General features: G+C 71.9%; 24 protein-coding genes. 14 read left to right on the forward strand and 10 right to left on the reverse strand.

From position 1 onward, the window contains the following. Positions 1 to 43 precede the first annotated feature (43 nt). From LQ327_RS31310 to LQ327_RS31325, 4 genes are all read right to left on the reverse strand, one after another. Positions 44 to 1,960: an MFS transporter gene (locus LQ327_RS31310; RefSeq protein ID WP_230740267.1), complete on the reverse strand. Its 1,917-nt coding sequence runs from the start codon at positions 1,958 to 1,960 to the stop codon at positions 44 to 46. Between the two features lie 134 nt (positions 1,961 to 2,094). After that, on the reverse strand, positions 2,095 to 4,863 hold the full coding sequence (locus LQ327_RS31315) for an AMMECR1 domain-containing protein (protein ID WP_230740269.1): 2,769 nt from the start codon (positions 4,861 to 4,863) through the stop codon (positions 2,095 to 2,097). Next, positions 4,847 to 5,635 (reverse strand): hypothetical protein, encoded by a 789-nt coding sequence (locus LQ327_RS31320; RefSeq protein WP_230740271.1) that lies wholly within the window; start codon positions 5,633 to 5,635, stop codon positions 4,847 to 4,849. Before LQ327_RS31320 ends, LQ327_RS31315 begins: the two co-directional genes overlap by 17 nt. Before the next feature lie 152 nt (positions 5,636 to 5,787). After that, positions 5,788 to 6,360, reverse strand: a complete 573-nt coding sequence (locus tag LQ327_RS31325) for a DinB family protein (RefSeq protein WP_230740273.1) — start codon at positions 6,358 to 6,360, stop codon at positions 5,788 to 5,790. A 197-nt stretch (positions 6,361 to 6,557) separates the two neighbouring features. Here LQ327_RS31325 and LQ327_RS31330 point away from each other — a divergent pair, with 197 nt between their 5' ends. The 3 genes from LQ327_RS31330 to LQ327_RS31340 all read left to right on the forward strand — a co-directional run bounded on the left by LQ327_RS31330 (position 6,558) and on the right by LQ327_RS31340 (position 8,866). Then, positions 6,558 to 7,529, forward strand: a complete 972-nt coding sequence (locus tag LQ327_RS31330; protein WP_230740275.1) for an ATP-binding cassette domain-containing protein — start codon at positions 6,558 to 6,560, stop codon at positions 7,527 to 7,529. Beyond that, on the forward strand, positions 7,526 to 8,338 hold the full coding sequence (locus LQ327_RS31335; protein WP_230740277.1) for an ABC transporter permease: 813 nt from the start codon (positions 7,526 to 7,528) through the stop codon (positions 8,336 to 8,338). The genes LQ327_RS31330 and LQ327_RS31335 overlap by 4 nt, the downstream gene beginning before the upstream one ends. A gap of 201 nt (positions 8,339 to 8,539) precedes the next feature. Continuing rightward, positions 8,540 to 8,866: an ester cyclase gene (locus LQ327_RS31340; RefSeq protein WP_230740279.1), complete on the forward strand. Its 327-nt coding sequence runs from the start codon at positions 8,540 to 8,542 to the stop codon at positions 8,864 to 8,866. A 41-nt stretch (positions 8,867 to 8,907) separates the two neighbouring features. Here LQ327_RS31340 and LQ327_RS31345 read toward each other — a convergent pair whose 3' ends face one another. After that, a complete protein-coding gene (locus tag LQ327_RS31345; RefSeq protein WP_230740281.1) occupies positions 8,908 to 9,489 on the reverse strand; it encodes a sortase domain-containing protein in 582 nt (193 codons plus the stop codon). Beyond that, entirely contained in the window at positions 9,489 to 10,058 is a 570-nt protein-coding gene (locus tag LQ327_RS31350; RefSeq protein WP_230740284.1) for an excalibur calcium-binding domain-containing protein, read from the reverse strand. The genes LQ327_RS31345 and LQ327_RS31350 overlap by 1 nt, the downstream gene beginning before the upstream one ends. 283 nt (positions 10,059 to 10,341) lie before the next feature. On the opposite strand from LQ327_RS31350, the gene LQ327_RS31355 reads away from it, so the two are divergent. The 3 genes from LQ327_RS31355 (at position 10,342) to LQ327_RS31365 (ending at position 12,231) form a co-directional block, all read left to right on the forward strand. Continuing rightward, positions 10,342 to 11,055, forward strand: coding sequence for a flagellar basal body-associated FliL family protein (locus LQ327_RS31355; RefSeq protein ID WP_230740286.1), 714 nt, complete (start codon positions 10,342 to 10,344; stop codon positions 11,053 to 11,055). Between the two features lie 80 nt (positions 11,056 to 11,135). Further along, the gene (locus LQ327_RS31360) at positions 11,136 to 11,570 is read left to right on the forward strand and encodes a VOC family protein (protein WP_230740288.1); all 435 of its coding nucleotides are present in this window, start codon (positions 11,136 to 11,138) and stop codon (positions 11,568 to 11,570) included. 19 nt (positions 11,571 to 11,589) lie between these two features. Beyond that, complete coding sequence (locus LQ327_RS31365; protein ID WP_230740290.1) at positions 11,590 to 12,231, forward strand: winged helix-turn-helix transcriptional regulator; 642 nt, start codon at positions 11,590 to 11,592, stop codon at positions 12,229 to 12,231. Positions 12,232 to 12,284: 53 nt separating this feature from the next. Here LQ327_RS31365 and LQ327_RS31370 read toward each other — a convergent pair whose 3' ends face one another. Then, complete coding sequence (locus LQ327_RS31370; RefSeq protein WP_230740292.1) at positions 12,285 to 12,554, reverse strand: hypothetical protein; 270 nt, start codon at positions 12,552 to 12,554, stop codon at positions 12,285 to 12,287. Between the two features lie 82 nt (positions 12,555 to 12,636). Next, complete coding sequence (locus LQ327_RS31375; protein WP_230740294.1) at positions 12,637 to 14,058, reverse strand: amidase; 1,422 nt, start codon at positions 14,056 to 14,058, stop codon at positions 12,637 to 12,639. A gap of 269 nt (positions 14,059 to 14,327) precedes the next feature. Here LQ327_RS31375 and LQ327_RS31380 point away from each other — a divergent pair, with 269 nt between their 5' ends. From LQ327_RS31380 to LQ327_RS31400, 5 genes are all read left to right on the forward strand, one after another. Further along, entirely contained in the window at positions 14,328 to 15,185 is an 858-nt protein-coding gene (locus LQ327_RS31380; protein ID WP_230740296.1) for a class II fructose-bisphosphate aldolase, read from the forward strand. 1 nt (position 15,186) lies between these two features. After that, positions 15,187 to 15,969: an HAD-IA family hydrolase gene (locus tag LQ327_RS31385; protein WP_230740299.1), complete on the forward strand. Its 783-nt coding sequence runs from the start codon at positions 15,187 to 15,189 to the stop codon at positions 15,967 to 15,969. Next, positions 15,966 to 16,592: a dihydroxyacetone kinase subunit DhaL gene (gene dhaL, locus LQ327_RS31390; RefSeq protein WP_230740301.1), complete on the forward strand. Its 627-nt coding sequence runs from the start codon at positions 15,966 to 15,968 to the stop codon at positions 16,590 to 16,592. Before LQ327_RS31385 ends, dhaL begins: the two co-directional genes overlap by 4 nt. Before the next feature lie 9 nt (positions 16,593 to 16,601). Further along, positions 16,602 to 17,597, forward strand: a complete 996-nt coding sequence (dhaK, locus tag LQ327_RS31395; RefSeq protein ID WP_230740303.1) for a dihydroxyacetone kinase subunit DhaK — start codon at positions 16,602 to 16,604, stop codon at positions 17,595 to 17,597. 74 nt (positions 17,598 to 17,671) lie between these two features. Then, positions 17,672 to 18,127 (forward strand): hypothetical protein, encoded by a 456-nt coding sequence (locus LQ327_RS31400; protein WP_230740305.1) that lies wholly within the window; start codon positions 17,672 to 17,674, stop codon positions 18,125 to 18,127. Between the two features lie 4 nt (positions 18,128 to 18,131). On the opposite strand, the gene LQ327_RS31405 is transcribed toward LQ327_RS31400, so the two are convergent. Further along, positions 18,132 to 18,503, reverse strand: a complete 372-nt coding sequence (locus tag LQ327_RS31405; protein ID WP_230740307.1) for a VOC family protein — start codon at positions 18,501 to 18,503, stop codon at positions 18,132 to 18,134. Positions 18,504 to 18,592: 89 nt separating this feature from the next. Beyond that, complete coding sequence (locus tag LQ327_RS31410) at positions 18,593 to 18,775, reverse strand: hypothetical protein (protein WP_230740309.1); 183 nt, start codon at positions 18,773 to 18,775, stop codon at positions 18,593 to 18,595. A 120-nt stretch (positions 18,776 to 18,895) separates the two neighbouring features. On the opposite strand from LQ327_RS31410, the gene LQ327_RS31415 reads away from it, so the two are divergent. Genes LQ327_RS31415 through LQ327_RS31425 form a run of 3 tightly spaced genes read left to right on the forward strand, consistent with a single transcriptional unit; the run spans position 18,896 to position 20,114 of the window. Next, positions 18,896 to 19,318 (forward strand): PPOX class F420-dependent oxidoreductase, encoded by a 423-nt coding sequence (locus LQ327_RS31415; protein WP_230740311.1) that lies wholly within the window; start codon positions 18,896 to 18,898, stop codon positions 19,316 to 19,318. A 56-nt stretch (positions 19,319 to 19,374) separates the two neighbouring features. After that, entirely contained in the window at positions 19,375 to 19,701 is a 327-nt protein-coding gene (locus LQ327_RS31420; RefSeq protein ID WP_230740313.1) for a hypothetical protein, read from the forward strand. Beyond that, positions 19,701 to 20,114, forward strand: coding sequence for a hypothetical protein (locus LQ327_RS31425; RefSeq protein ID WP_230740315.1), 414 nt, complete (start codon positions 19,701 to 19,703; stop codon positions 20,112 to 20,114). The genes LQ327_RS31420 and LQ327_RS31425 overlap by 1 nt, the downstream gene beginning before the upstream one ends. Positions 20,115 to 20,422 lie beyond the last annotated feature (308 nt).

Here is a 20,422-nt window from a genome sequence, read left to right on the forward strand (position 1 = left end):
GGCCCAGTCTCTCCCGGGGCCGGTCGGCGGACGGTCAAGGTGCTCATCGCGACGCCGCCGGCATGGTCTCGGTCGCGGCGTCGAGCCCCTCGGTGATCGCCCGGTGCCGGCCGGAAGGGGTCTCGCCGACGATCGCGATGTCCCGACGCTGCGGTCCGACGGTGCCGCCGAGCAGCTCGACGTGCGGGCTGCCCTGCCACTGCGCGACGAGCAGGTGCGGGACACCGGACCCGCGAACGGCGATCCGGTAGCGGCCGTCGTCGTCGGCGACGGTCCGGGCGAGCTGGCGACCGCCGAGGTCGATGACCGTCAGGACCGCGCCGCGCGCGGGGCGGCCGCCGTCGCGGACGGTGCCCTCGAGGACGGACTCGCCGAGGTCGATCGACTCGGTCGCCGGCTCGGCCTCGATCCGGGTGGGGGCCGAGTCCTCGACGTCGATCGTCGTGCGCAGCGGCACCTCCCGCAGGAACAGGATGGCGAGCAGCGCGATCAGCGCCAGCGGGGCGGCGACCAGGAACATCAGGGCGACCGAGCTGCCGTAGGCGTTCTCGACGACGGTCCGGATCGCGGCGGGCAGCGTCGCGAGGTTCGGGATCGAGCCGCCGGACGACGACGTCGCCGACGCCGGGATGCCGGCCGCGGTCAGGCCCGAGGTGATCGCCGTCGAGACGTGGCTGGAGAGCAGCGCACCCAGCGCCGCGACACCGGCCGCGCCGCCGAGGGAGCGGAAGAACGCGACGGTCGAGCTGGCGGCGCCCATGTCGCGCAGGGCGACCTGGTTCTGGACGGCGAGCACGAGGTTCTGCTGGGTCGATCCGACGCCCACGCCGACCATCACCATGGCGACGGCGAGCTCCCAGTACGGGGTGTCCGCGCCCATGACCAGGCCCTGCATCAGCAGCCCGGCGACCAGCAGCACACCGCCGCCGACGAGGTAGGGCTTCCAGCGGCCGTAGCGCGAGATCAGCTGGCCGACGATCGTCGAGGCCAGGAACAGCCCGGCGATCATGGGGAGGGTGAGCAGGCCGGCCTCGGTCGCGGTGGCGCCGCGGGCGAGCTGGAAGAACTGGCTCAGGAAGACCGAGGAGCCGAACATCGCGACGCCGACGAACAGGGCCGCGAGGGTCGCGAGGGCGACGGTCGGGTTCCGGAAGAGCTTCAGCGGGACGATCGGCTCCTCGACCCGCGACTCGACGACGACCGCCAGCACCAGCGCGACGATCCCGGCGGCGAGCCAGGCCAGCGAGGCCCACGAGACCCAGGCGAAGTTCTTGCCGCCCAGCGAGGTCCAGATCAGCAGCGCCGAGACGCCGCCGGCGACGAGCAGCGCGCCGAGGTAGTCGATGTGCACCTCGCGCTTGACCGTCGGGACGCTCAGGGTCCGCTGCAGGACGACGAGGGCGATGACCGCGACCGGCACGGTGACGTAGAAGCACCAGCGCCAGCCGATGGTGTCGACGATGACGCCGCCGATCAGCGGGCCGCCGACGGTCGCGACGGCCATGATCGCGCCGAGGTAGCCGGAGTACCGGCCCCGCTCCCGGGGCGGGATGATCGCCGCGATCACGACCTGGGCCAGCGCGGTGAGACCACCCATGCCCAGGCCCTGGATCACGCGGAAGCCGATCAGCTCCGGGGTCGAGGTGGAGAGCCCGGCCAGCATCGTGCCGACGATGAAGACCGTGATCGCGATCTGGACGAGCAGCTTCTTGGAGAAGAGGTCGGCGAGCTTGCCCCAGATCGGGGTCGACGCCGTCATCGCGAGCAGCGACGCCGTCACCACCCACGTGTACTGGGCCTGGGTGCCGCCCAGATCGCTGATGATGCGCGGCAGCGCGTTGGACACGATCGTCGACGACAGGATCGCGACGAAGAGGGCCATGAGCAGGCCCGACAGCGGCACGAGCACGGCGCGCTTGCCTGCGGGGGCGCTCTGGGGAGGAGCGACGGCGGCGGTCATCGAGGTCCGGCTTTCACGAGGAGTGGAGGCGATAGGGCTCGCGGCGGTCTGCCCGCCGCGGCTCCACCCACACTAGTCGTTCATGCACGCTGTGCAAGTTTGCGCGTTGTGTCGCTCTGCACAGCGCGCAGCGTTCAGGTCGCGTGCAGCAGGGCGCTCAGCGTGTGGCCGGTGTAGTCGACCCGGAGGTCGGCGGTGGCGAGGGCCGCGCGGACCCCGCCGAGCGCCCGTTCGGGCTCGGCCGTCCAGAAGGTGTCCTCGCGGCGGATCAGCAGCCGGTCGAGGAACCCCATCGCGGCGCGGTGGGAGTCCGCGTACCGCCGCGCCCGCTCCCGCTCCCCGAGGTCCTCGGCCAACCGCCACGCGGCGCCGACCCCCTCGGCGACGAACCCGGTCAGCACCGTCGGCGCGTGGGAGCCCAGGTCGACGAGGTAGCTGCCGTCGGCGCGGAGCTGCTCGCCGACCATCCGGTCGGCGAGCTCGAACACGAACGCGGGGGCGTCGCGCCCGCCCGGCGCACCGCTGCGGTGCCACTCGGCCCAGCCCTGCGCGTGCCACGAGGCGAGGCTCCACGGCCGCAGGCACCGGAACCGTCGCCGGTAGAACGCCAGGACCCGGTCCGCGTCGACGTCCACCTTCCCGCCGGCCCGGTGGTACCGCGCCAGCCCGACGACGGCGGCGCCGGGCAGGTAGTCCGGTTCCGACCGGGTCGGGACGACGCCGGGCTCGCGCACCGAACCGTCGTCCCGGACCCACCCGGCGACGTGCCGGGCGAGCTCGTCCGCCCAGGACCTGTCGTCGTGGGGCTCGACGCCGGCGAGCAGGCACGCCGAGGCCATCCCGCTCGGCTCGTGGCGCGGGATGCGCAGCTGGCCGTCGAGGTCGAGGTGCCGCCGGGCGTGCTGCAGACCCCGGCGCGCGTCGGCCAGCCAGTCCTCCCGACCGAGCCGCGCGCCCGCGTCGAGCAGGACCCGCAGGCCGTGCACGCAGCGCGCCGCCGTCCCGGAGCGCTGGTCGCGCCCGGTGCGGGGGTCGTAGGCGTACGACGGCCAGCCGTCGGCGTCGGCTCGACGACGGAGGTGGGTGGCGAGGAGCTCGACGTCGGGTGCGGTGAGACGGTGCCCGGGCCGGTCGACGGCGCCGAAGGTGAGGCGCCGGACGTCGTCGCCGGGACGGTCGAGCCAGGTGGCGGACTGGTAGGTGGTCCAGGTCGGCGCGGTCGTCCCGGTCATCCGGGTCAGCCGTTCGCCGGTCTCCCGGGCGCTGAGCTCGTGGTGCGCGACCGCGTACTCGGTCAGCAGCCCCTGCCGGTCACCCTCGCGGGCCTCGACGGCGTCCCGACCGCGGCGCATCGCCCACGGCGCGTCCGTCGCGACGAGCGTCTCGGGGTGGTGCAGGACGCTGACGCAGGCGGTCGCATCCGCGAGATCGGTCGTGGCCCTCGCGTTCTCCGCGGCGGCGGCCGCGGCCGCGTCGAACGAGCCGACCTCCGCCGGCCGGCCCAGCCCGTGGCCGACGACGGCGTGGGGTGGGCTCGGGGCGTAGAGGGTCACGGCGACGGCCTCGACGCGGGTCGGCACCAGGTCGTCGTCGAGCGAGGTGCCGGCGCTCTCTCCGTGCAGGGCTTGGCGGACCCGGCCGGTGAGGCGGGCGCCGAGATCGAGGTCTTCCGGCCAGGTCTCGGTCGGCGCGGTCCCGTAGGGCAGCCACGTCTCGCCCGGTTCGACGTCCTTGACCACGGTGTGGCGGAACACGTCGTGGGGCTCGATCTCGTCGATGCGGGCGTTCGTCCAGCGCGCGTGGAGGTACTGCTCGAAGGTGCTGGTGAAGTACTGCGTGTTCGGCAGCGCGCCCCCGACCTTCGCGCTCCACACCCGGCTGCGCACCACGACCCCGTACCGGTCGAAGTCGAGCTCGGCCGGGGTCGTGAGCTCGAGCGGCCCGAGGAAGCTGACGGCGATCTTCACGGTCTCGAGCAGCTCGGCGGTGAGCGCGGCGCCCAGGCGGTTCGCGGTCGCGGTGGCGGCCAGGACGAGGTCGCGGGTCGGGTCGGCGTCGGTCGCGTCGAAGTGCCAGAACCCGCCGCGGGCGAGCCGGCGGTCGTCGTCGCGACGCCGCAGGCTGACGAAGACGCCCCCGCGACCGTCGACGGGCGCGGCGAGCTCGGCCGGAGGGAGCGGGGTCTCGCCGGTCGCGACGAGGTGCTCGAGCACGGCGCGCGCGACCTCGGCGGGACGCAGCCCGTCGGGAGTCCGCACGTCGGACCAGGTCACCGCCACGGCGTCCGCGGGCGCGACGGCGGGTGGTCCGGGGGCGTGGAGGTCGGTCCAGACGTCGAACACGGTGCGGACCCGGTAGCCCAGGCCCTCGAGCCGCTCCCGACCGCCGCGCCCGGGGAACTCGACCAGCGCCACGAGCCCTTCCACCTCGAACCCCTCGGCCTCGAGGATCGTCGCGGCGGTGAGGAACGCCCGCCCGGAGCTGAGCGAGTCGTCGACGACCACGACCCGACGACCGGCGACGTCCGGGCCGCGGTCCCCGTCGACGCGCCAGCCCGGCCCGTGGCCCTTCGCCGCCGCGCGCACCGCGAGGGCCGTGTAGCGGTCGTCGAGCACCACGCACGCCGACACCAGCGGAGCTGCAGTCAGCCCGAACGCGGCCAGCTGCGAGGCGCCGAAGTCGGCCATCTGGTCGAGCAGGGCGCGGGCGATCAGACGCGCGCCGGAGCCGGTCGCGCTGACCGCCCAGGTGTAGAGCATCCACGCGCGCGGGCTGCCGTCGGCGCCGCTGAGGTGGACGCCCTGCTCCTGGCGCAGGAAGCCCTCGCGGCAGAGCCGTTCCCGGAGCCGCTCCCGATCCTGCGCCGTGAATCCCGTCGTCCCGACCTCAGCCGATGTGGCCATGCCCGCCGTCGTGGTGCGACTCCGAGTGGTGGTCGTGCTGGTCGTGGGTCTCGGTCCCGTGCTGCTCGTGGGGCTGGGAGTGGTGCTCCTCGTGGTGGCCGCTGTCGTGGTGGGTGGGCGTGGCGTGGGTCTGGAACACCGGCGGGTCGTCGTCGAGGAACTGCTGCTGGTGATCGACGCCGGCGGAGTGACCGCTCCCCTGGTGTCCCGGGGTCGAGCCGTGGAACGGCGACCCGGAGCCGCCGTCGTGGTGCTTCTCGCCGAAGTGCCCCTGGTGCTGGCCGTGGCCGTGGTCCTCGCGGACGGGGCCGGCGATCTCGAACACCTCGCGGATCGGGCCCGCGATCTCCACGACGTCACCCGGACCGTGATGGATCGGCCCCGCGATCTCCACGACATCACCCGGACCGTGGTGGATCGGCCCGGCGATCTCCACGACGTCACCGGGGCCGTGGTGGATCGGCCCGGCGATCTCGGTGACCTCGCGGTGGATCGGGCCCGCGTCCTCGAAGACCCCGCCGGGCTCCCGGTGCAGCGGACCGGCGACCTCGACGACGTCACCGCCCGGGGCGACCGACCCGCGGATCTCGATCGGATCGTGGGGCGGGGCGACCGATCCCCGGATCTCGATCGGATCGTCGATGGGTCCCGCGTCCTCGACGACGTTGGGCGTCGAGCCGAACTCCCGGAACGCGAGCAGGGTGGGGTCGATCGGTGGGCCGAGGTCCCCCGCCGCCGCTGGGTCGTCCCCCGACCTCGCCGTCTCGCTCATCGCGCGCTCCCATTCCGCCTCGGACCGCGGACCGGTCCCGATCGGCCGGCCTCCTGCCGGCCCGACCGCCTCGGACGAGCCTGCGCGGGCCGGAGAAGCCGCACATGAGTAGCGAAGTACTCGGAAACCCCGAGAAGGACCTTCTCCCCTACTCAAGCATCGAGGCAGGAAACGATGTCGTGCAGGTGGTGCCGGCCCTCGTGCGCGGCCTGGCGGGCGAGCCACAACGCACTGCGCCGCTCGCCGGGGTACCGGTGGACGGGTCGGTCCCGGGCGGGTTCGTCGAGTCGGTCGAGCTCGGCGAGGAAGCCTCCGACGTGGGCCTCGAGCTGATCGACGACGGGCCGCAGCTCCGCGTGGGCGTAGCCGAACCGGCGGGCGCGGAGGTCGTTGAGCATCGGCTCGAGGGGCGGGTCGTCCTCGGTGCGGGCGCGGTGGAGCCGGATGGTGAAGACCGCGTAGACGTCGCGGACGTGGCAGAGGTACTCGGCGGCCGACCAGCTCCCGTCGGCGCCCGGGGCGCGCCACGCGTCCTCGGGGTGGGCGGCCAGCAGCTCACGCGCCCGACCCGGCACCGAGGTGACGATCGCGCGGACGTCGTCGAGACCCGTCGTCGGGAAGTCCATCGGGCAGGTCGCGCAGTGGTGATCTTCGCCCGCGAGCGGTGGGACACCCTCGGGAAGCGCGGTCTCCGGGCCGGGCAGATCACACGCCGGACGGTCCATGCCGACGAGCGTGACACCTTCGGGCCGCCGCGGGAGCACCGCGCACCCGGACCCGAGGCCCGACCGCACTCCCCCGTTCAGTCGCTAGGCAGCCCGAATCCCGCCCCAGACCCCGAACCGGACGAATCTCACGCGACGTTGTCGGACCCCGTCGCTACTGTCGCGCCCGTCGGACCACCGAGGTGCGGGGAGCATCCATGGACGTGGCGATCGAGGTCGCCGGGCTGGTCAAGAGGTATGGGGACGTCACCGCGCTCGACGGCGTCGACCTGCAGGTTCCCCGCGGCACCGTCCTCGGGCTGCTGGGGCCGAACGGCGCGGGCAAGACGACGATCGTCCGCATCCTGACCACCCTTCTCCAACCCGACGCCGGGCGGGCCACGATCGACGGCGTCGACGTCCTGGCGAACCCGAGAGAGGTGCGCCGACGCCTCGGGCTCTCCGGCCAGTACGCCGCGGTCGACGAGTACCTCACCGGCTTCGAGAACCTCGACATGATCGGCCGGCTCTACCACCTGGGCCGCTCGCGCAGCCGGGAGCGGGCCCGGGAGCTGCTCGCCCAGTTCAGCCTCACCGACGCCGGCGACCGACCGGCCCGCACCTACTCCGGCGGCATGCGACGGCGCCTCGACCTCGCCGGCGCGCTCGTCGCCCATCCCCCGGTGCTCTTCCTCGACGAGCCGACCACCGGCCTCGACCCGCGCAGCCGCACCGAGATGTGGGGCGTCATCCAGCAGCTCGTCGCCGACGGCACCACGCTCCTGCTGACCACCCAGTACCTCGAGGAGGCCGACGTGCTCGCGGACGACATCGTCGTCATCGACCACGGCCGCGCCATCGCCCGCGGCACGTCCGACGAGCTCAAGGCGCAGATCGGCGGCGAGCGCCTCGAGCTCACCGTCTCCGACGAGGACCGGCTCGAGGAGGCGGTCGGCGTCGTCACCCCGCTCGGCGTCGCCCCACCGGTCACCGACGAGCATCGCCGGTCCCTGACGATGCCCGTGACCGGCGGCGTGAAGGCGCTGCGCCAGGCGCTCGACCGGCTCGAGGCCGTCGGCCTGGAGGTCGACGACGCCGGGGTGCGCCGGCCGACCCTCGACGACGTCTTCCTCACTCTCACCGGCAGCACCGCCGGCGACGACGAGCCGGCCGACGAGGTGGCGTCATGACCACCCTCGACGTCGTGAACGACGCCGCCGTCGTCGCCAAGCGCAACCTCATCAAGATCAAGCGGGTGCCCGACCTGCTGGTCTTCACGACGCTCTCGCCGATCATGTTCGTGCTGCTGTTCGCGTACGTGTTCGGCGGCGCGATCGACCCGAGCGGCGGCGGGGCGGCCTACCGCGAGTTCCTCATCGCCGGGATCTTCGCCCAGACCGTGGTCTTCGGGGCGACGAACACCGGCGCGGGCCTCGCCGACGACGTCAAGAAGGGCATCATCGACCGCTTCCGCTCGCTGCCGATGGCGCCGTCGGCGGTGCTGACCGGGCGGACGCTGTCCGACGTCGTGAACAACGTGATCGTCCTGATCGTCATGTCGATCACCGGGCTGATCGTCGGCTGGCGCATCAACACCGGCCCGCTCGAGGCGCTGTGGGGCTTCGTCCTGCTACTGATCTTCGCCTATGCGATCTCGTGGGTGATGGCGTGGCTCGGCCTGCTGATCCCGAGCCCCGAGGTCATCAACAACGCCTCGTTCATCGTGATCTTCCCGTTGACGTTCGTCGCGAACACCTTCGTCCCGATCGACACGCTGCCCGGTCCGCTGCAGGTGGTCGCCGAGTGGAACCCGGTCTCGTCGGTCACGGAAGCCGCTCGCGAACTGTTCGGCAACCCCGCGCCGAATCCGACCGGGAACGTGTCCACCGCGTGGTCGCTCGTGCACCCGCAGCTCTACACGCTGATCTGGTCGGTGGTGATCGTGGCCGTGTTCGCGCCGCTCGCCGGTGCGCAGTACCGCCGTGCAGCGAGCCGCTGAACGAACACGTTTCGTCGACGCTCTTAGGCCGCTCGGGTGGCTTGCGTTGTGATCGGCAATGACCCGCCATCACCCTCGGTGACCCAAACTGGGAACCGAGGAGGCAGACGATGGCGGATCAGACGAAGCTGGTGAGGCAGCTCGTGGAGCCGTGGGAGACGGGGCGGGTCGATGAGGTCGACGCCATCCTCCCGGCGGACCGTGCGCTACCACCTCGCCGGTTTCCCGGACATGGATCGCGCCAGTCTGAAACAGTTCATGGCCGGATTCCACCAGTCGTTCCCCGATTTCTCCGTCACCTTCGAGGAGGACATCGTTGAGGGCGAACGCAGCGCGCACCGCTGGATCTGCACCGGGACATTCACCGGCGCCGGAGGCCTACTGCCGGGTGATCCGACGGGGAAGCCCACCACGGCGACCGGCACCCACATGGTCCATTGGCGCGACGGCCGCCCGGCCGAGATCTGGCATTTCGGCGACTGGCTGAGCTGGCTCCAGGGCGCCGGGGTGATCCCCGCCCTGGGCTAAGCAGCCAGGGAGCGGTGTCGAGGCCGCCGAGGCCGGGCTGATCAGACCTTCGTCGCGAACACGATGGTCTGGCCGAGGTAGTTGTGCGCGCTGCGGTCGAGGGTGCCGCCGCAGGTGATGAGTCGCAGCTCCGGGCCGCGGGTGTCCGAGTAGACCGCCGACGTCGGGAACTCGGCCTTCGGGACGGTCTCGGTCCGGGTCACGGCGAAGCTCACCGGGCCGCTGGGAGTCGCCACGTTGATCTTGTCGCCGGCGGCGAGGGTGTGGAAATTCGCCCCGAAGCCGGGCTTGCCTCCGGCGTTGATGTGAGCGAGCACGACGGCAGGTCCGGCCTGCCCCGGCATCGGTCCCTTGGTGTAGACACCGGCCTGCATCGGGTCGGCGAGCGGCGGGACCTGGATCGACTTGTCCGGGTTGAGCCCGAGTCCGATGAGCTGGGACGACACGTTCAGTCGCGGGATCGTCAGCGTGTAGCCGGGGACGGCACCGGCGGTGCTCTGCTGGCTGGCGGCGAGGGAGTCCTGGGCTGCGCCGGTGTCGGAACCGCATGCCGTCACCAGGAGCGTGAGGAGCGCGCCGAGGAGGACGGCGACCGTCGTCCGGGCCGTGGCGTGGCGGGTCATCAGATTCCCCCGGTCTGGGCCGAGCCCTCGGGCACCTCGGTGACCTGGTTGCCGGACGTCGTCGCGTCGGAGCCGTCGTCGCCGGTGGAAGTGGCGGAAGCGTCCTGGTCGTCGCCGTCGTCGGCGAGCGATTCACAGGCGATTCCGTTGTGGTTCTCGTCCAGACGATCGGCGTTGTTCGTGCTCGACCCGCCGATCGACGTGAAGTACTGCTGCGCTTCCTTCTGGGTCGCGAAGTCGGCGCAGTCGCGGTCGCCGGCGGGACGACCGGGACGGTTCGGCGGTTTCGGACCCGAGGAGCTCCCTCCTGAGGACGTACCTCCTCCGGCCCCCGGACTCCCGCCCTGGCTCGGTGCCGACGAGGTCGTCGTGGTCGGCGTCGTGCTGCCGGTGGGGTCGCTGCTTGTCGTCGGCTCCGGCGACGGCGCCGGTTCGCATGACGCCGGCGTGCTCGTGGCGTCGGTGCCGCTGGTCGGCGTCGCTGGACAACTCTGTGCGACGAAGGCGGTCGGCGCCGCATGGGCCGGCCCGGCCACGAGCAGAGCGCTCGCGGCGGCGGCAACGATCACTGGTCCGAATCGCGATACGCGAATCACGTGTTCCCCCCTGAGATCGAGGGATCCCCCACCCCTCGTCACGAGAGAATCTCACATCAATCACGGAGACGTCACAGCGGATCTCGGCGAGCCCGCACCGGGCACGGAGCGCCGACTCCCACCAGCAGCGACGTGGTCGACGTTGTTCCACTCCCCGTACCGAGCTCGTCACCGCACGAAGTACTTCAACCTGGCACGTAACGGACAGATCCAGTCGTACGACCCCACAGCTGACTCACAGCTGGGGGGATAACTCGTGACCACCACCATCGATCCGGTCGAGGGCGTCGACGACGACACCTCGCCGACCGGTTCTTCCCGATCCGTCGGACGCACGGTTCTCGTGATCGGGGTGACGGCGGTACTCCTGCTCGCCATCGCAGCCGGTGTCGCCTTCGCGTTCGCGCACAACTCGTCGCCCGCACCGACACCGGTCGCCGAGCAGGCCCCGGTGGTCCCGACGGCGAGCCCGACCCCCGCGGAGCAGTTCCTCACGCGCTGGCACGAGGTCGCTCCCGGCGTGGCGGCCCGCCGGTCGGACTACACGTGGACGCGGCTCGGAGTGAGCGCGTGCAACCTCATCGGGGTTCCCGGGATCACCGCCGGCGCCCTGTCCCGCGTGCTCGGTTCCAACCCGAACCTCATGTCGACGGCCGAGGGCTCGCACTTCCTCGAGGTCGCCGACGCGAACCTCTGCCCAGACCACGACTACGTGGCCGCCCCGACCCTGACGGTGCCGGACGTCCCGTCTCCGTCGCTCCCCGACTTCGGGGACCTGTCGTCGAGCAGTGGCTCCGGGTCGATCCCGAACGTGCACGTCTCACCGCCCACCGTGACCGCCCCGAAGATCCCAGGCAGTGGCTCGCCGAGTGGCTCGGGCGGAGGCCACACGTATCACCCGCCGACGATCACCCGGGTCTCGCCGCCGCCCGTGCTCAAGCCACAGCCGATCGAGCCGATCGGGAGCTGACGTCGCGACCCCTTGACCGGGTACTTGTTTTTTGCAAGTCTCAGCGCCACACACTCAGAGCGCGTGAGAGGCAGCAACCCATGAAGCGGATGTTCGTCAACCTGCCCGTGACCGACCTGGACCGGGCGAAGGCCTTCTACGAGGCGGTCGGGTTCCGCATCAACCCGCTCTTCACCGACCACAACGCCGCGTGCGTCGTCGTCGAGGAGGACCACAACTTCTTCATGATCCTCACGCGGGAGTTCTTCCAGACCTTCACCGACCTGCCGATCGGCGACCCCAAGGTGAGCCCGTCCTCGGCGACCGCGGTCTTCCTCGAGAGCCGGGACGAGGTCGACGCGACCGTCGCCGCCGGCCTCGCCGCGGGCGGCAGCGAGCCGGGCCCGCCCTCGGACTACGGCTTCATGTACCAGCGCCAGCTCACCGACCCCGACGGCAACGTCATCGACTTCGGCTGGATGGACCCGGTCGCGGCCGAGCAGGGCCCCGAGGCGTTCGCGAGCCAGCAGGCCTGAGGGCTCGGGCAGAGTCTCCGTGGCCCCACGCGAGTACGGGCAGTACGACGGCGTCACCCGGGCCCTGGAGCTCGTGGGCGAGCGGTGGGCGATGCTCATCGTCCGCGACCTGCTCGTCGGGCCGCGCCGCAACGGGGAGCTCGCCGCGGGGCTCCCCCGCATCCCGAGCAACATCCTGGCGTCGCGGCTCAAGGAACTGCAGGCGGCGGGCGTCATCCGCCGGGCGCCCCGCTCACGGATCATCATCTACGAGCTGACCCCGTTCGGGCGCGAGCTCGAGCCGGTGGTGCTCGCGCTCGGCGCCTGGGGGTTCAAGGCGCTGGGCGATCCGCGGGCGGAGCAGATCATCACGCCCGACTCGATGACGATGTCCCTGCGCACCGCGTTCCGCCCGCAGGTGGCGGCGAGCCTGCCCGCCACCGCCTACGCGGCGCACCTCGGAGCGGCCGAGCTCAGCATCCGGGTCGACGGCTCCGCCCTCGACGTCCGGCGCGGGGACGGACCGGCCGACCTCGCCTTCGCGGCGGGGCCTGGCATCCACCGGGTCATCTCCGGCGAGCTGGCCCCGGGGCGCGCGATCGAGACCGGGGTCGTCGAAGTGCTGCGCGGTCCGGGCGATCTGCTCGACCGGTTCGCGACGACGTTCCACCTGGCCGCCTGACGACGGCGGCGGCGGTCATCCGCTGTCCGCCGGCCGCCGTCGATGACGAGGCCTCAGCCCCGGCCGCTGGCCGCGAGCCAGATGACCTCGTACTGCTCGGCGGTGACCCGACCGTCGGCGTACGCCGCTTCCACCGTCTTGACCCAGCCGCCCGGCGGGTACGGGTCGGCGGTGCTGGCGCCGGTCGGGATCGCGGGGGTGGAGTCGGGCCACTCGTAGGCGGCCAGCGCGGACGCCGTCTCCTCGACGGTCACCGTGCCCGCCTCCAGCGCCAGCAGGTACCGGTCGGGCATCGACTCACCCGGACGCCACTGTCCAGCCACGTTTCCTCCTCGCCCACGGAACGACGGCACGATGATCTCCCGGCTCCGGGTCTGCCCGCCACCCGATCATGGAGGTCGACCCCTATCGCCGGCGGCCGAGCAGCGGCCAGGGACGCTCGGCCTCGAGCAGGTAGGCGAGCTCGATCAGCGTCCGCTCGTCGCCCTTCGCGGCGGCGAGCTGGACGCCGACCGGAAGGCCGTCGGTGGACCGACCCCCTGGCAGCGACACCGCCGGCGCACCCGCGACGTTCTGCAGCGGCGTGAACCCGACGTAGTCGATCAACCGCTCCCGGAGCTCGTCGAACGGCACCGCGGGGTGCAGCCGGCCGAGCTCCGGGGTGCGGTGCGCCAACGTCGGCGAGAGCAGGACGTCGTGGTGGACGAACTCGTCGTCGTACTGCGCCTCGATCTTCCGCAACCGCCGCAGGAACCCCGGCCGGCGCGGCGCCGTCCTCAGGAAGTGGCGGTGCAGCCCGTGGGTCAGCGGGTCGAGGCGGCGCGGGTCGAACTGCGGGAACCCGAACCGCCCGCCGACCACGATCCCGAACGCGAGCAGGCCCCAGTAGACGAGGAAGTCGTCCACGAACTGCTTCCCGACGGCGAGGGTGTGCGGCTCGACGACGTGCCCGGCGGCCTCGAGTGCCCGGGCGGTCGCGACGACGGCGGCGCGCGTCTCGTCGTCGACCTCGCCGCCGGCCGGGCTCTCGAGGACGAGGCCGATCCGCAGCCGGCGGTGGGCCGGTCCGTCGACGAAGCCGATGGGCGGCTGGGTCGGGTTGCGTCGTTGTCTGTCGAGCACGCCGAGGACGGCCGCGGTGTCCCGGACGGTGCGGGTGACGACGCCGTCGCTGACCAGGTTGATCGGCATCTGCGTGCCCTGGGCGTTGAGCGCGGTCCTCCCCCGCGTCGGCTTGAGCCCGACGAGCCCGCACGCGGCGGCCGGGATGCGGATCGACCCGCCGCCGTCGTTGGCGTGCGCGAACGGGACCGCCCCGGAAGCGACGAGCGCCGCCGACCCACCCGACGAGGCACCGCACGAGTAGTCGGTGTTCCAGGGGTTGCGGGTGGGCGCGGCGTCGACGAACTCGGTCGTGGCGTTGAGACCGAACTCGGGCATGCGGGTGCTGCCGAGGATCTGGACGCCGAGGCCGAGCAGCTGGCACGTCACCTCGGAGTGCGCCGGGGCGGGCTCGGCCGTGTACGCAGAACTGCCGTTGGTGGTCGGCCACCCGGCGACGTCGGTGTTCTCCTTGACCAGCATCGGCACCCCGGCGAGCGCTCCGGACACCGAGCCGGACACGGGCTCGTCGCACCGGTCGAGGGCGAGCCCGCGCAGCGTCGGGTCGACCCGGGCGATCCGTCCCGCAGCGGCGCGGCGCACTTCGTCCACGGACACCTCGTGCCGGCGGAGCCGGGCGGCGAGCCCGACGGCGTCGTCGTCACCCAGCGCGTCGTCGGCGAACGCCGAGACCTCCCGGAGTTCCGCGTCCGACCTCACCGACACCCGCGCCCTCCTCCACCGTTGGACTGTTCCGACCTAGACCCGAGGTCGTCAGCTCGCCGTCAGGAACCCCGATCCCGCCGGACGGAGCACCCGCTCCGACCAGGCATTCCACCACCTGGCCGCAGCCGCCGACGCAGGCGTCTCAACCCTGGCCACGTGAACAATCCCGATAGATGCAACAGCGGCCGGAGGGGCGCATATTCGACCGCAGAAGCGGAGCGAGCGCCCTCTCCGCCGGGGCGTTTGCGGTCGACCCGTGAGGGAGTCCGATGGCAGTCACGCCCCTGAAGGACATCGTCGATCGAGCGTTCGCGGCCCGCTACGGCGTTCCGGCGATCAACGTCTTCGACGACCTCACGATGGAGGCCGTCCTCGCGGGCGCGGTCGAGGCGCGGTCGCCGCTGATCGTGCAGACCTCGGTGAAGACCGTCCGCAGCATCGGTTCCCGTGTGCTGATGGCGCAGTGGACCGCGATGACGGCGGGCATCGAGGTGCCGGTGACGCTGCACCTGGATCACTGCCCCGACCGCGCGGTGCTCTCCGAGTGCCTCGACGCCGGGTGGAACTCGGTGCTCTTCGACGCCTCCGCGCTCTCGGTCGAGGAGAACCAGCGCCAGACGACGGAGGTCGTGAAGGAGGCCCGCGAGCACGGCGCGCACGTCGAGGGCGAGATCGAGTCGATCACGGGGGTCGAGGACGGCGTCGGGTCCGACACCCCCTCCGAGCGCCAGACCCTCGACGTCCAGGTGCGCTTCCTCGAGGAGACGGGTGTCGACGTCTTCGCGCCGGCGATCGGCAACGCCCACGGCTCCTACACGGCAGCCCCCGAGCTCGACACCCAGCGCGTCAGCGACATCGTCGCGCGCCACCCCGTCCCGATCGCGCTGCACGGTGGCTCCGGGCTCTCCGAGGCGGTGTTCCAGGACCTCATCGCCCGCGGCTGCGCCAAGGTCAACATCTCGACGGCGCTCAAGGAGCTCTACATGAAGTCGAGCCTGGAGTTCCTGCGCGGCGCCGAGGAGAAGAACAAGTGGGACCCGCCGTCGCTCTTCCGCGACGTCCGCGGCCACGTCGTCGAGATGACGACGGGGCTGTGCCGCGAGTTCGGCAGCGCCGGGCAGGCGTGACGTGCCGGCCCTGATCCTCGACTGCGACGGCGTCCTCGGCGACACCGAGCTCGAGGGCCACCTTCCCGCGTTCAACCAGACGTTCCTCGAGTTCGGCGCGCCCATCGTGTGGTCGCCCGAGCAGTACATCGAGCTCGTGAAGATCGGCGGCGGCAAGGAGCGGATGCGAGCCGCGGTCACGCCCGAGGTCTGCACGGCGCTCGGCATCGCGAACACGGACCAGGCGATCGACGCCGAGGTCGCGCGCTGGCACCAGCGCAAGTCCGAGATCTACGGCGAGCTCGTGCGCGGCGGCAAGATCCCGGCCCGGCCCGGCATCCGGCGGCTCGTCAAAGAAGCTCACGACGGCGGGTGGACGCTCGCCGTCGCGTCCACGTCGGCCGAGGCGTCGGTCCTCGCGGTGCTGCAGCACGCGGTCGGCACCGACCTGGCGTCGTCGTTCGCGGTGTTCGCCGGCGACGTCGTCCCCCGCAAGAAGCCCGACCCGGCCATCTACCGGCTCGCCCTGTCCGAGCTCGGACGGGAGCCGTCCGACGCCGTCGTCGTCGAGGACTCCGGCAACGGACTGGCCGCCGCGCTCGCCGCCGGCATCCGCACCGTCGTCACCGTCAGCGGCACCAGCCGCGACGACGACTTCACCGGCGCGGCCCTCGTCGTCACCAGCCTCGGCGATCCCGACGGCGAGGCGGCGCGGGTCGTCGACGACCCCCACGGCATCTCGCCCGGCCCCGCGGTGGATCTCGCCGCGGTGCAGCGCATCCTCTCGATCGGAGCACCGTCATGAGCGTCGAGGACACGGAATTCGTCGTCGGGTCGATCGCGCAGACGGTCGTCGAGAACGAGAAGTACTTCGGCGATCTCGATGCGGTCGCGGGCGACGGCGATTTCGGCTATTCGCTGGCGCGCGGTTTCGAGAAGGTGCTGGCCGACTGGGACTCCTACGACCGCGCCGATTCGTCGACCTTCATCAGGAAGGTCGCGATGACGCTGTCCAGCAAGATCGGCGGGACGTCCGGCCCGATCTGGGGGACCGCGTTCCTGCGCGCGGCGAAGGCGGCCGAGGGACGCGAGCTGGACGGGACCGTCGTCGTCGGGATGCTCCGGGCCGCCGTCGAGGGCATCCAGCAGCGCGGCGGCGCCGAGATGGGCGACAAGACGCTGATCGACGCGATCGTGCCCGCGACCGACGCGCTCGACGAGGCGATCCAGAGCGGCGCGACCGGCCCCGAGGGCGCCCGGACCTTCGCCGCGGCCGCACGGAAGGCCGCCGAGGACACCGCCGCGCTGCAGGCCCGGCGCGGCCGCGCGAGCTACACGGGCGAGCGGAGCAAGGGCTCGCCCGACCCGGGAGCGGTGGCGGTCGCCGTCATCGCCGAGGACCTGACCACCCGCTGGACCCAGCGCTGAGGAGCGGACATGAAGAAGTTCATCAACGACCCGAAGACCTACGTCCACGACACCCTGCGCGGGGTCGCGCTCGCCAACCCGGACACGCTCGCGTTCGTCCCGGAGTACAACCTCATCCACCGCACCGACGCGCCCAGCGACGACAAGGTGACGATCATCCAGGGCTCCGGGTCGGGTCACGAGCCGGCGCACGTCATGGCGGTCGGCAAGGGCATGCTCGACGGCGCCTGCCCCGGCGAGGTGTTCGCCGCTCCCCCGTCGGAGTTCCCGTTCGAGTCGGCGAAGCTGCTGCGCTCGGCCAAGGGCGTCCTGCTGCTGATCAACAACTACACCGGCGACAAGATGGCCTTCGAGATGGCCCAGGAGCTCGCCGACGGCGAGGGCATCCGGGCGCGGACGCTGCTCATCGACGACGACGTGGCGGTGCAGGACTCGACCTACACCACCGGCCGCCGCGGGGTCGCCGGGAACTTCTTCGTCATGAAGGCGTGCGGGGCGGCAGCGGAGAACGGCGCCGATCTCGACGAGGTCGCCCGCATCGGCGAGAAGGTCAACTCGGTGACCCGCTCGATGGGCATCGCGCTGACCGCCTGCACCCCGCCGGCCAAGGGCTCGCCGTTGTTCGAGCTCGGGGACGACGAGATCGAGGTGGGCGTCGGGATCCACGGTGAGCCGGGCCGCCGTCGGGACAAGATCAAGGACGCCGACCGGATCGTCGACGAGGCCCTGACCGCGATCACCGAGGACCTGCCGTTCCGGTCCGGCGACCGGGTGGCGCTGATGGTCAACGGGCTCGGCGGCACCCCGATCAGCGAGCTCTACATCCTCTACGCGGTCGCCCACGACTGGCTGGCCGCCAAGGGCATCACGATCGGCCGCAACTACGTCGGCGAGTACTGCACGTCGCTGGACATGGCGGGGATGTCCCTGACGCTGGTGCGCCTCGACGACGAGATCGAGCGGCTGCTGGACGCGCCGGCGGAGTGCGCGATCCGGGTGTTCTGAGGAGTTTCCGACGGCGGGTTGCTCGCCGTGGCATCGTGTCGTCCGGGTGTCGCTTTCAGGAGGTTCTCGACCCGGTGTCCGGCGCGTTGACCATGGTGCAGCAGCACACCGAGCTCGGCGAGGGGCTCGCCGTCGGGTGCCTCGTCGTCGGGGTCTCGGCGACCACGACCGAACGCGAGCCGTTGGCCGCGGCGTTCGCCGGCGCTGTTCAGGGCTGGTCGTGGGCGTCGCGGTACCCGTCGGTCCTCCGGGAGCCGGATCTCGCCGGGATCCTCGGGAGCAGCGAACGCCGCCGGTTCAGCCGCATCGCGCGGTGGATCACGTCCCGGGGCGTCTTCGTGCCGCAGCTGCGCGACCCGGAGTGGGATCTGACCGCGGCGTGCGTGCAGATCGAGGAGCGCACGACGGTGCCGGCCCGGCACTGGACGACGCTCGCCGAGGGCATCGTCGACAGGTTGGACGATGCGCTGGTGTGGCGAGCGCCGCCGGCCGGCGTCGTCGAGGGCGAGCTCTCCGCCTTCGACCTGTGATCGGTCAGGACGCGCGGGTCAGGATCTCGAGGTTGTGGCCGTCCGGGCTGTCCCAGTAGAGGCCCCGGCCGCCGTTGTACGCGCTGAGCTGGTTCGGCCTGGTGCGCATCGGGTCGGCCCAGTACGGCAGGTCGCGATCCTGGATGCGGCCGAACACCTCGTCGAACGTGTCCTCGGAGACGAGGAACGCGAGGTGCATCGGGAACTTGGGGACCTCGTCGACGTCCATGAAGTCCAGGCTGATGCCATTCGGGACCTGCACGACGTCGAAGTGGCCGTTCGTCTTCGCCTCCAGACCCAGCATCTCGGCCAGGTCCTTCGCCGCGGCCTTCTGATCATGGCTCGGCACGATGGTGTGGTTGAGCTCGACGGTCATCGTCGTCCTCCTCTGTCGCATCGACTGAGCCGGACGCTAGGACCTCGACCACGCTTGAGGTCAAACGAAGTCGGCGGCGCCTCGTCGACTCAGACGAAGGAGAGCAGCCCGACGGTCGCGACGAACGCCGCGGCGCACCCGGTGAACCACCGACCGGCGCCGCCGCGACCGATCCTGGCCGTCACCAGGGTGATCACGAGGAGCGCGGCGGTGATCAGGAAGCCGACCACCGCGATCACGAGTTCCAGGTCGCCCTTGCCTGCGCCGCTCATGTCCACCGCCAGATCTGGTTCGGGTTCGTCTGGTCGGCCTAACGCTGTGGGTCGCGTGTGGTGACGATGCCGCGCGCGGTGGTTGACCTCGATCGTTGTTGAGGTCCTACGGTTTTGATCATGTTCACTGACGAAGAGCTCGAGTACCTGGACGGCCAGCGGATCGGGCGGCTGGCCACCAGCCAGCCCGACGGCACCCTGCAGAACAACCCGGTCGGGTTCGGCGTGAACCGGGAGCTGGGGACGATCGACATCGGCGGCTACAACATATCGCGGAGCCGCAAGTTCCGGAACGTGGAGGCGAACGGGCGGGCGGGGTTCGTCGTGGACGACGTCTACTCGACCGACCCGTGGCGGGTGCGCTTCCTGGAGATCCGGGGGTGGGCGGAGGCCATCGTGAAGCCGGCCGACGGGGCGGACCAGATGGGCGGCAGCCCGATCATCCGGTTGCATCCCACGCGGGTCCTCAGCATCGGGTTGCAGCCCGGAGACCTCGACGGCGACCCGCACCTGGCTCCGATGCGCAGCCGCGCAGTCGGCTGAGGGTCTTTGTATGAAACGGCTCTGATGCGGAGTGGATCTCTGTCATGCTCGCCGTCATGCCGGACGGGTTCGACGCGCGCCCCGCAGAGCTCCATCGCGGTGCGGCCGGACTCCGCGACGACGCCGACGCGCTCGACCAGGCCGGGGATCAGGTCGGGACCGCACTCGAGCAGGCCGGCGGCGCGGCAGGAGCCGGTCCACTCGCCGGTGCCGCCACTGAGTTCGCCGACCAGCTCGACCGGGTGGTCCAGGCGACTCTGGCGAGCCTCGCCGACTGCGCCGGCGCGCTGGACACGTCGGCCAATCAGTACGTCCTGGATGACACAGGAGCCGCATCCGGGCTCGGCGGCGTGATGCTGCCCGGGTTCGACAGGCCGCGCTGATGCCCCTGCCAGGTAACCCGGACGCGATCGAAGCGGCCTCGCAGCAGCTCGCCACGGCAGCGCGGTCCGTGCTGGCCGTCGGTCAGTCGGTGACCGCCCACGGCACGACGACCACCGCGAACTGGACCGGGCTGGCCGCGCCCCTCGCACTCGCGCGCACTCAGCAGGACGCGGCCGCTGTCCAGCGCATGGGCGAAGCCGCGACCGGCGTCGTCGCGCCGCTCGCCACCTACGCCGAGGAGCTGCGCGCCGCCCAGCGGGACTTCGCGCGCGGGGAGGAGATGGTCGCCCAGGGCCACACGACGACCGCGCACGCCCCCGGCGGCCAGCATCGACGCCGGACGCGGGTGGCGCTTCTAGCCGAGCGCAGCGCCCAGTCGGGATCGACGGACTCCGGAAGCTCGCCGAGCTGAGGCAGGTCGCACCTCGTCGGCGCGGTCGGCCACCCCAGGGCGACGGGGCCTCAGATGGTGACGCCGAGCAATAGGAGGACCAGGGCGCGCCCGACACGGCCACCCAGCCAGGGCTCGTAACGCCACACCACCAGCAGGACCGGCCCCGAGCGCCAGGAGAGCCACCGCCGCGATCCTTACGACGTTCTCCCCTGCGCCGGCCCTCCCAGTGGGGGACTCTCCACCCCGGAGGCCGCCACGCCGCCAGCGGCCGATCCTGCGGTGTTTGGCCGGGACCCTCTCGCGTTCAATCAAGTCGGTCGACAGGT

The sequence above is a fragment of the Actinomycetospora endophytica genome (assembly GCF_021026375.1).
Lineage (GTDB): Bacteria > Actinomycetota > Actinomycetes > Mycobacteriales > Pseudonocardiaceae > Actinomycetospora > Actinomycetospora endophytica.

Coding starts and splice junctions, on each gene's coding strand:
- LQ327_RS31310 (WP_230740267.1), bottom strand. CDS start 1,960: ATGACCGCCGCCGTCGCTCCTCCCCAGAGCGCCCCCGCAGGCAAGCGC.
- LQ327_RS31315 (WP_230740269.1), bottom strand. CDS start 4,863: ATGGCCACATCGGCTGAGGTCGGGACGACGGGATTCACGGCGCAGGAT.
- LQ327_RS31320 (WP_230740271.1), bottom strand. CDS start 5,635: ATGAGCGAGACGGCGAGGTCGGGGGACGACCCAGCGGCGGCGGGGGAC.
- LQ327_RS31325 (WP_230740273.1), bottom strand. CDS start 6,360: ATGGACCGTCCGGCGTGTGATCTGCCCGGCCCGGAGACCGCGCTTCCC.
- LQ327_RS31330 (WP_230740275.1), top strand. CDS start 6,558: ATGGACGTGGCGATCGAGGTCGCCGGGCTGGTCAAGAGGTATGGGGAC.
- LQ327_RS31335 (WP_230740277.1), top strand. CDS start 7,526: ATGACCACCCTCGACGTCGTGAACGACGCCGCCGTCGTCGCCAAGCGC.
- LQ327_RS31345 (WP_230740281.1), bottom strand. CDS start 9,489: ATGACCCGCCACGCCACGGCCCGGACGACGGTCGCCGTCCTCCTCGGC.
- LQ327_RS31360 (WP_230740288.1), top strand. CDS start 11,136: ATGAAGCGGATGTTCGTCAACCTGCCCGTGACCGACCTGGACCGGGCG.
- LQ327_RS31380 (WP_230740296.1), top strand. CDS start 14,328: ATGGCAGTCACGCCCCTGAAGGACATCGTCGATCGAGCGTTCGCGGCC.
- dhaL (WP_230740301.1), top strand. CDS start 15,966: ATGAGCGTCGAGGACACGGAATTCGTCGTCGGGTCGATCGCGCAGACG.
- dhaK (WP_230740303.1), top strand. CDS start 16,602: ATGAAGAAGTTCATCAACGACCCGAAGACCTACGTCCACGACACCCTG.
- LQ327_RS31405 (WP_230740307.1), bottom strand. CDS start 18,503: ATGACCGTCGAGCTCAACCACACCATCGTGCCGAGCCATGATCAGAAG.
- LQ327_RS31410 (WP_230740309.1), bottom strand. CDS start 18,775: ATGAGCGGCGCAGGCAAGGGCGACCTGGAACTCGTGATCGCGGTGGTC.
- LQ327_RS31415 (WP_230740311.1), top strand. CDS start 18,896: ATGTTCACTGACGAAGAGCTCGAGTACCTGGACGGCCAGCGGATCGGG.
- LQ327_RS31420 (WP_230740313.1), top strand. CDS start 19,375: ATGCCGGACGGGTTCGACGCGCGCCCCGCAGAGCTCCATCGCGGTGCG.
- LQ327_RS31425 (WP_230740315.1), top strand. CDS start 19,701: ATGCCCCTGCCAGGTAACCCGGACGCGATCGAAGCGGCCTCGCAGCAG.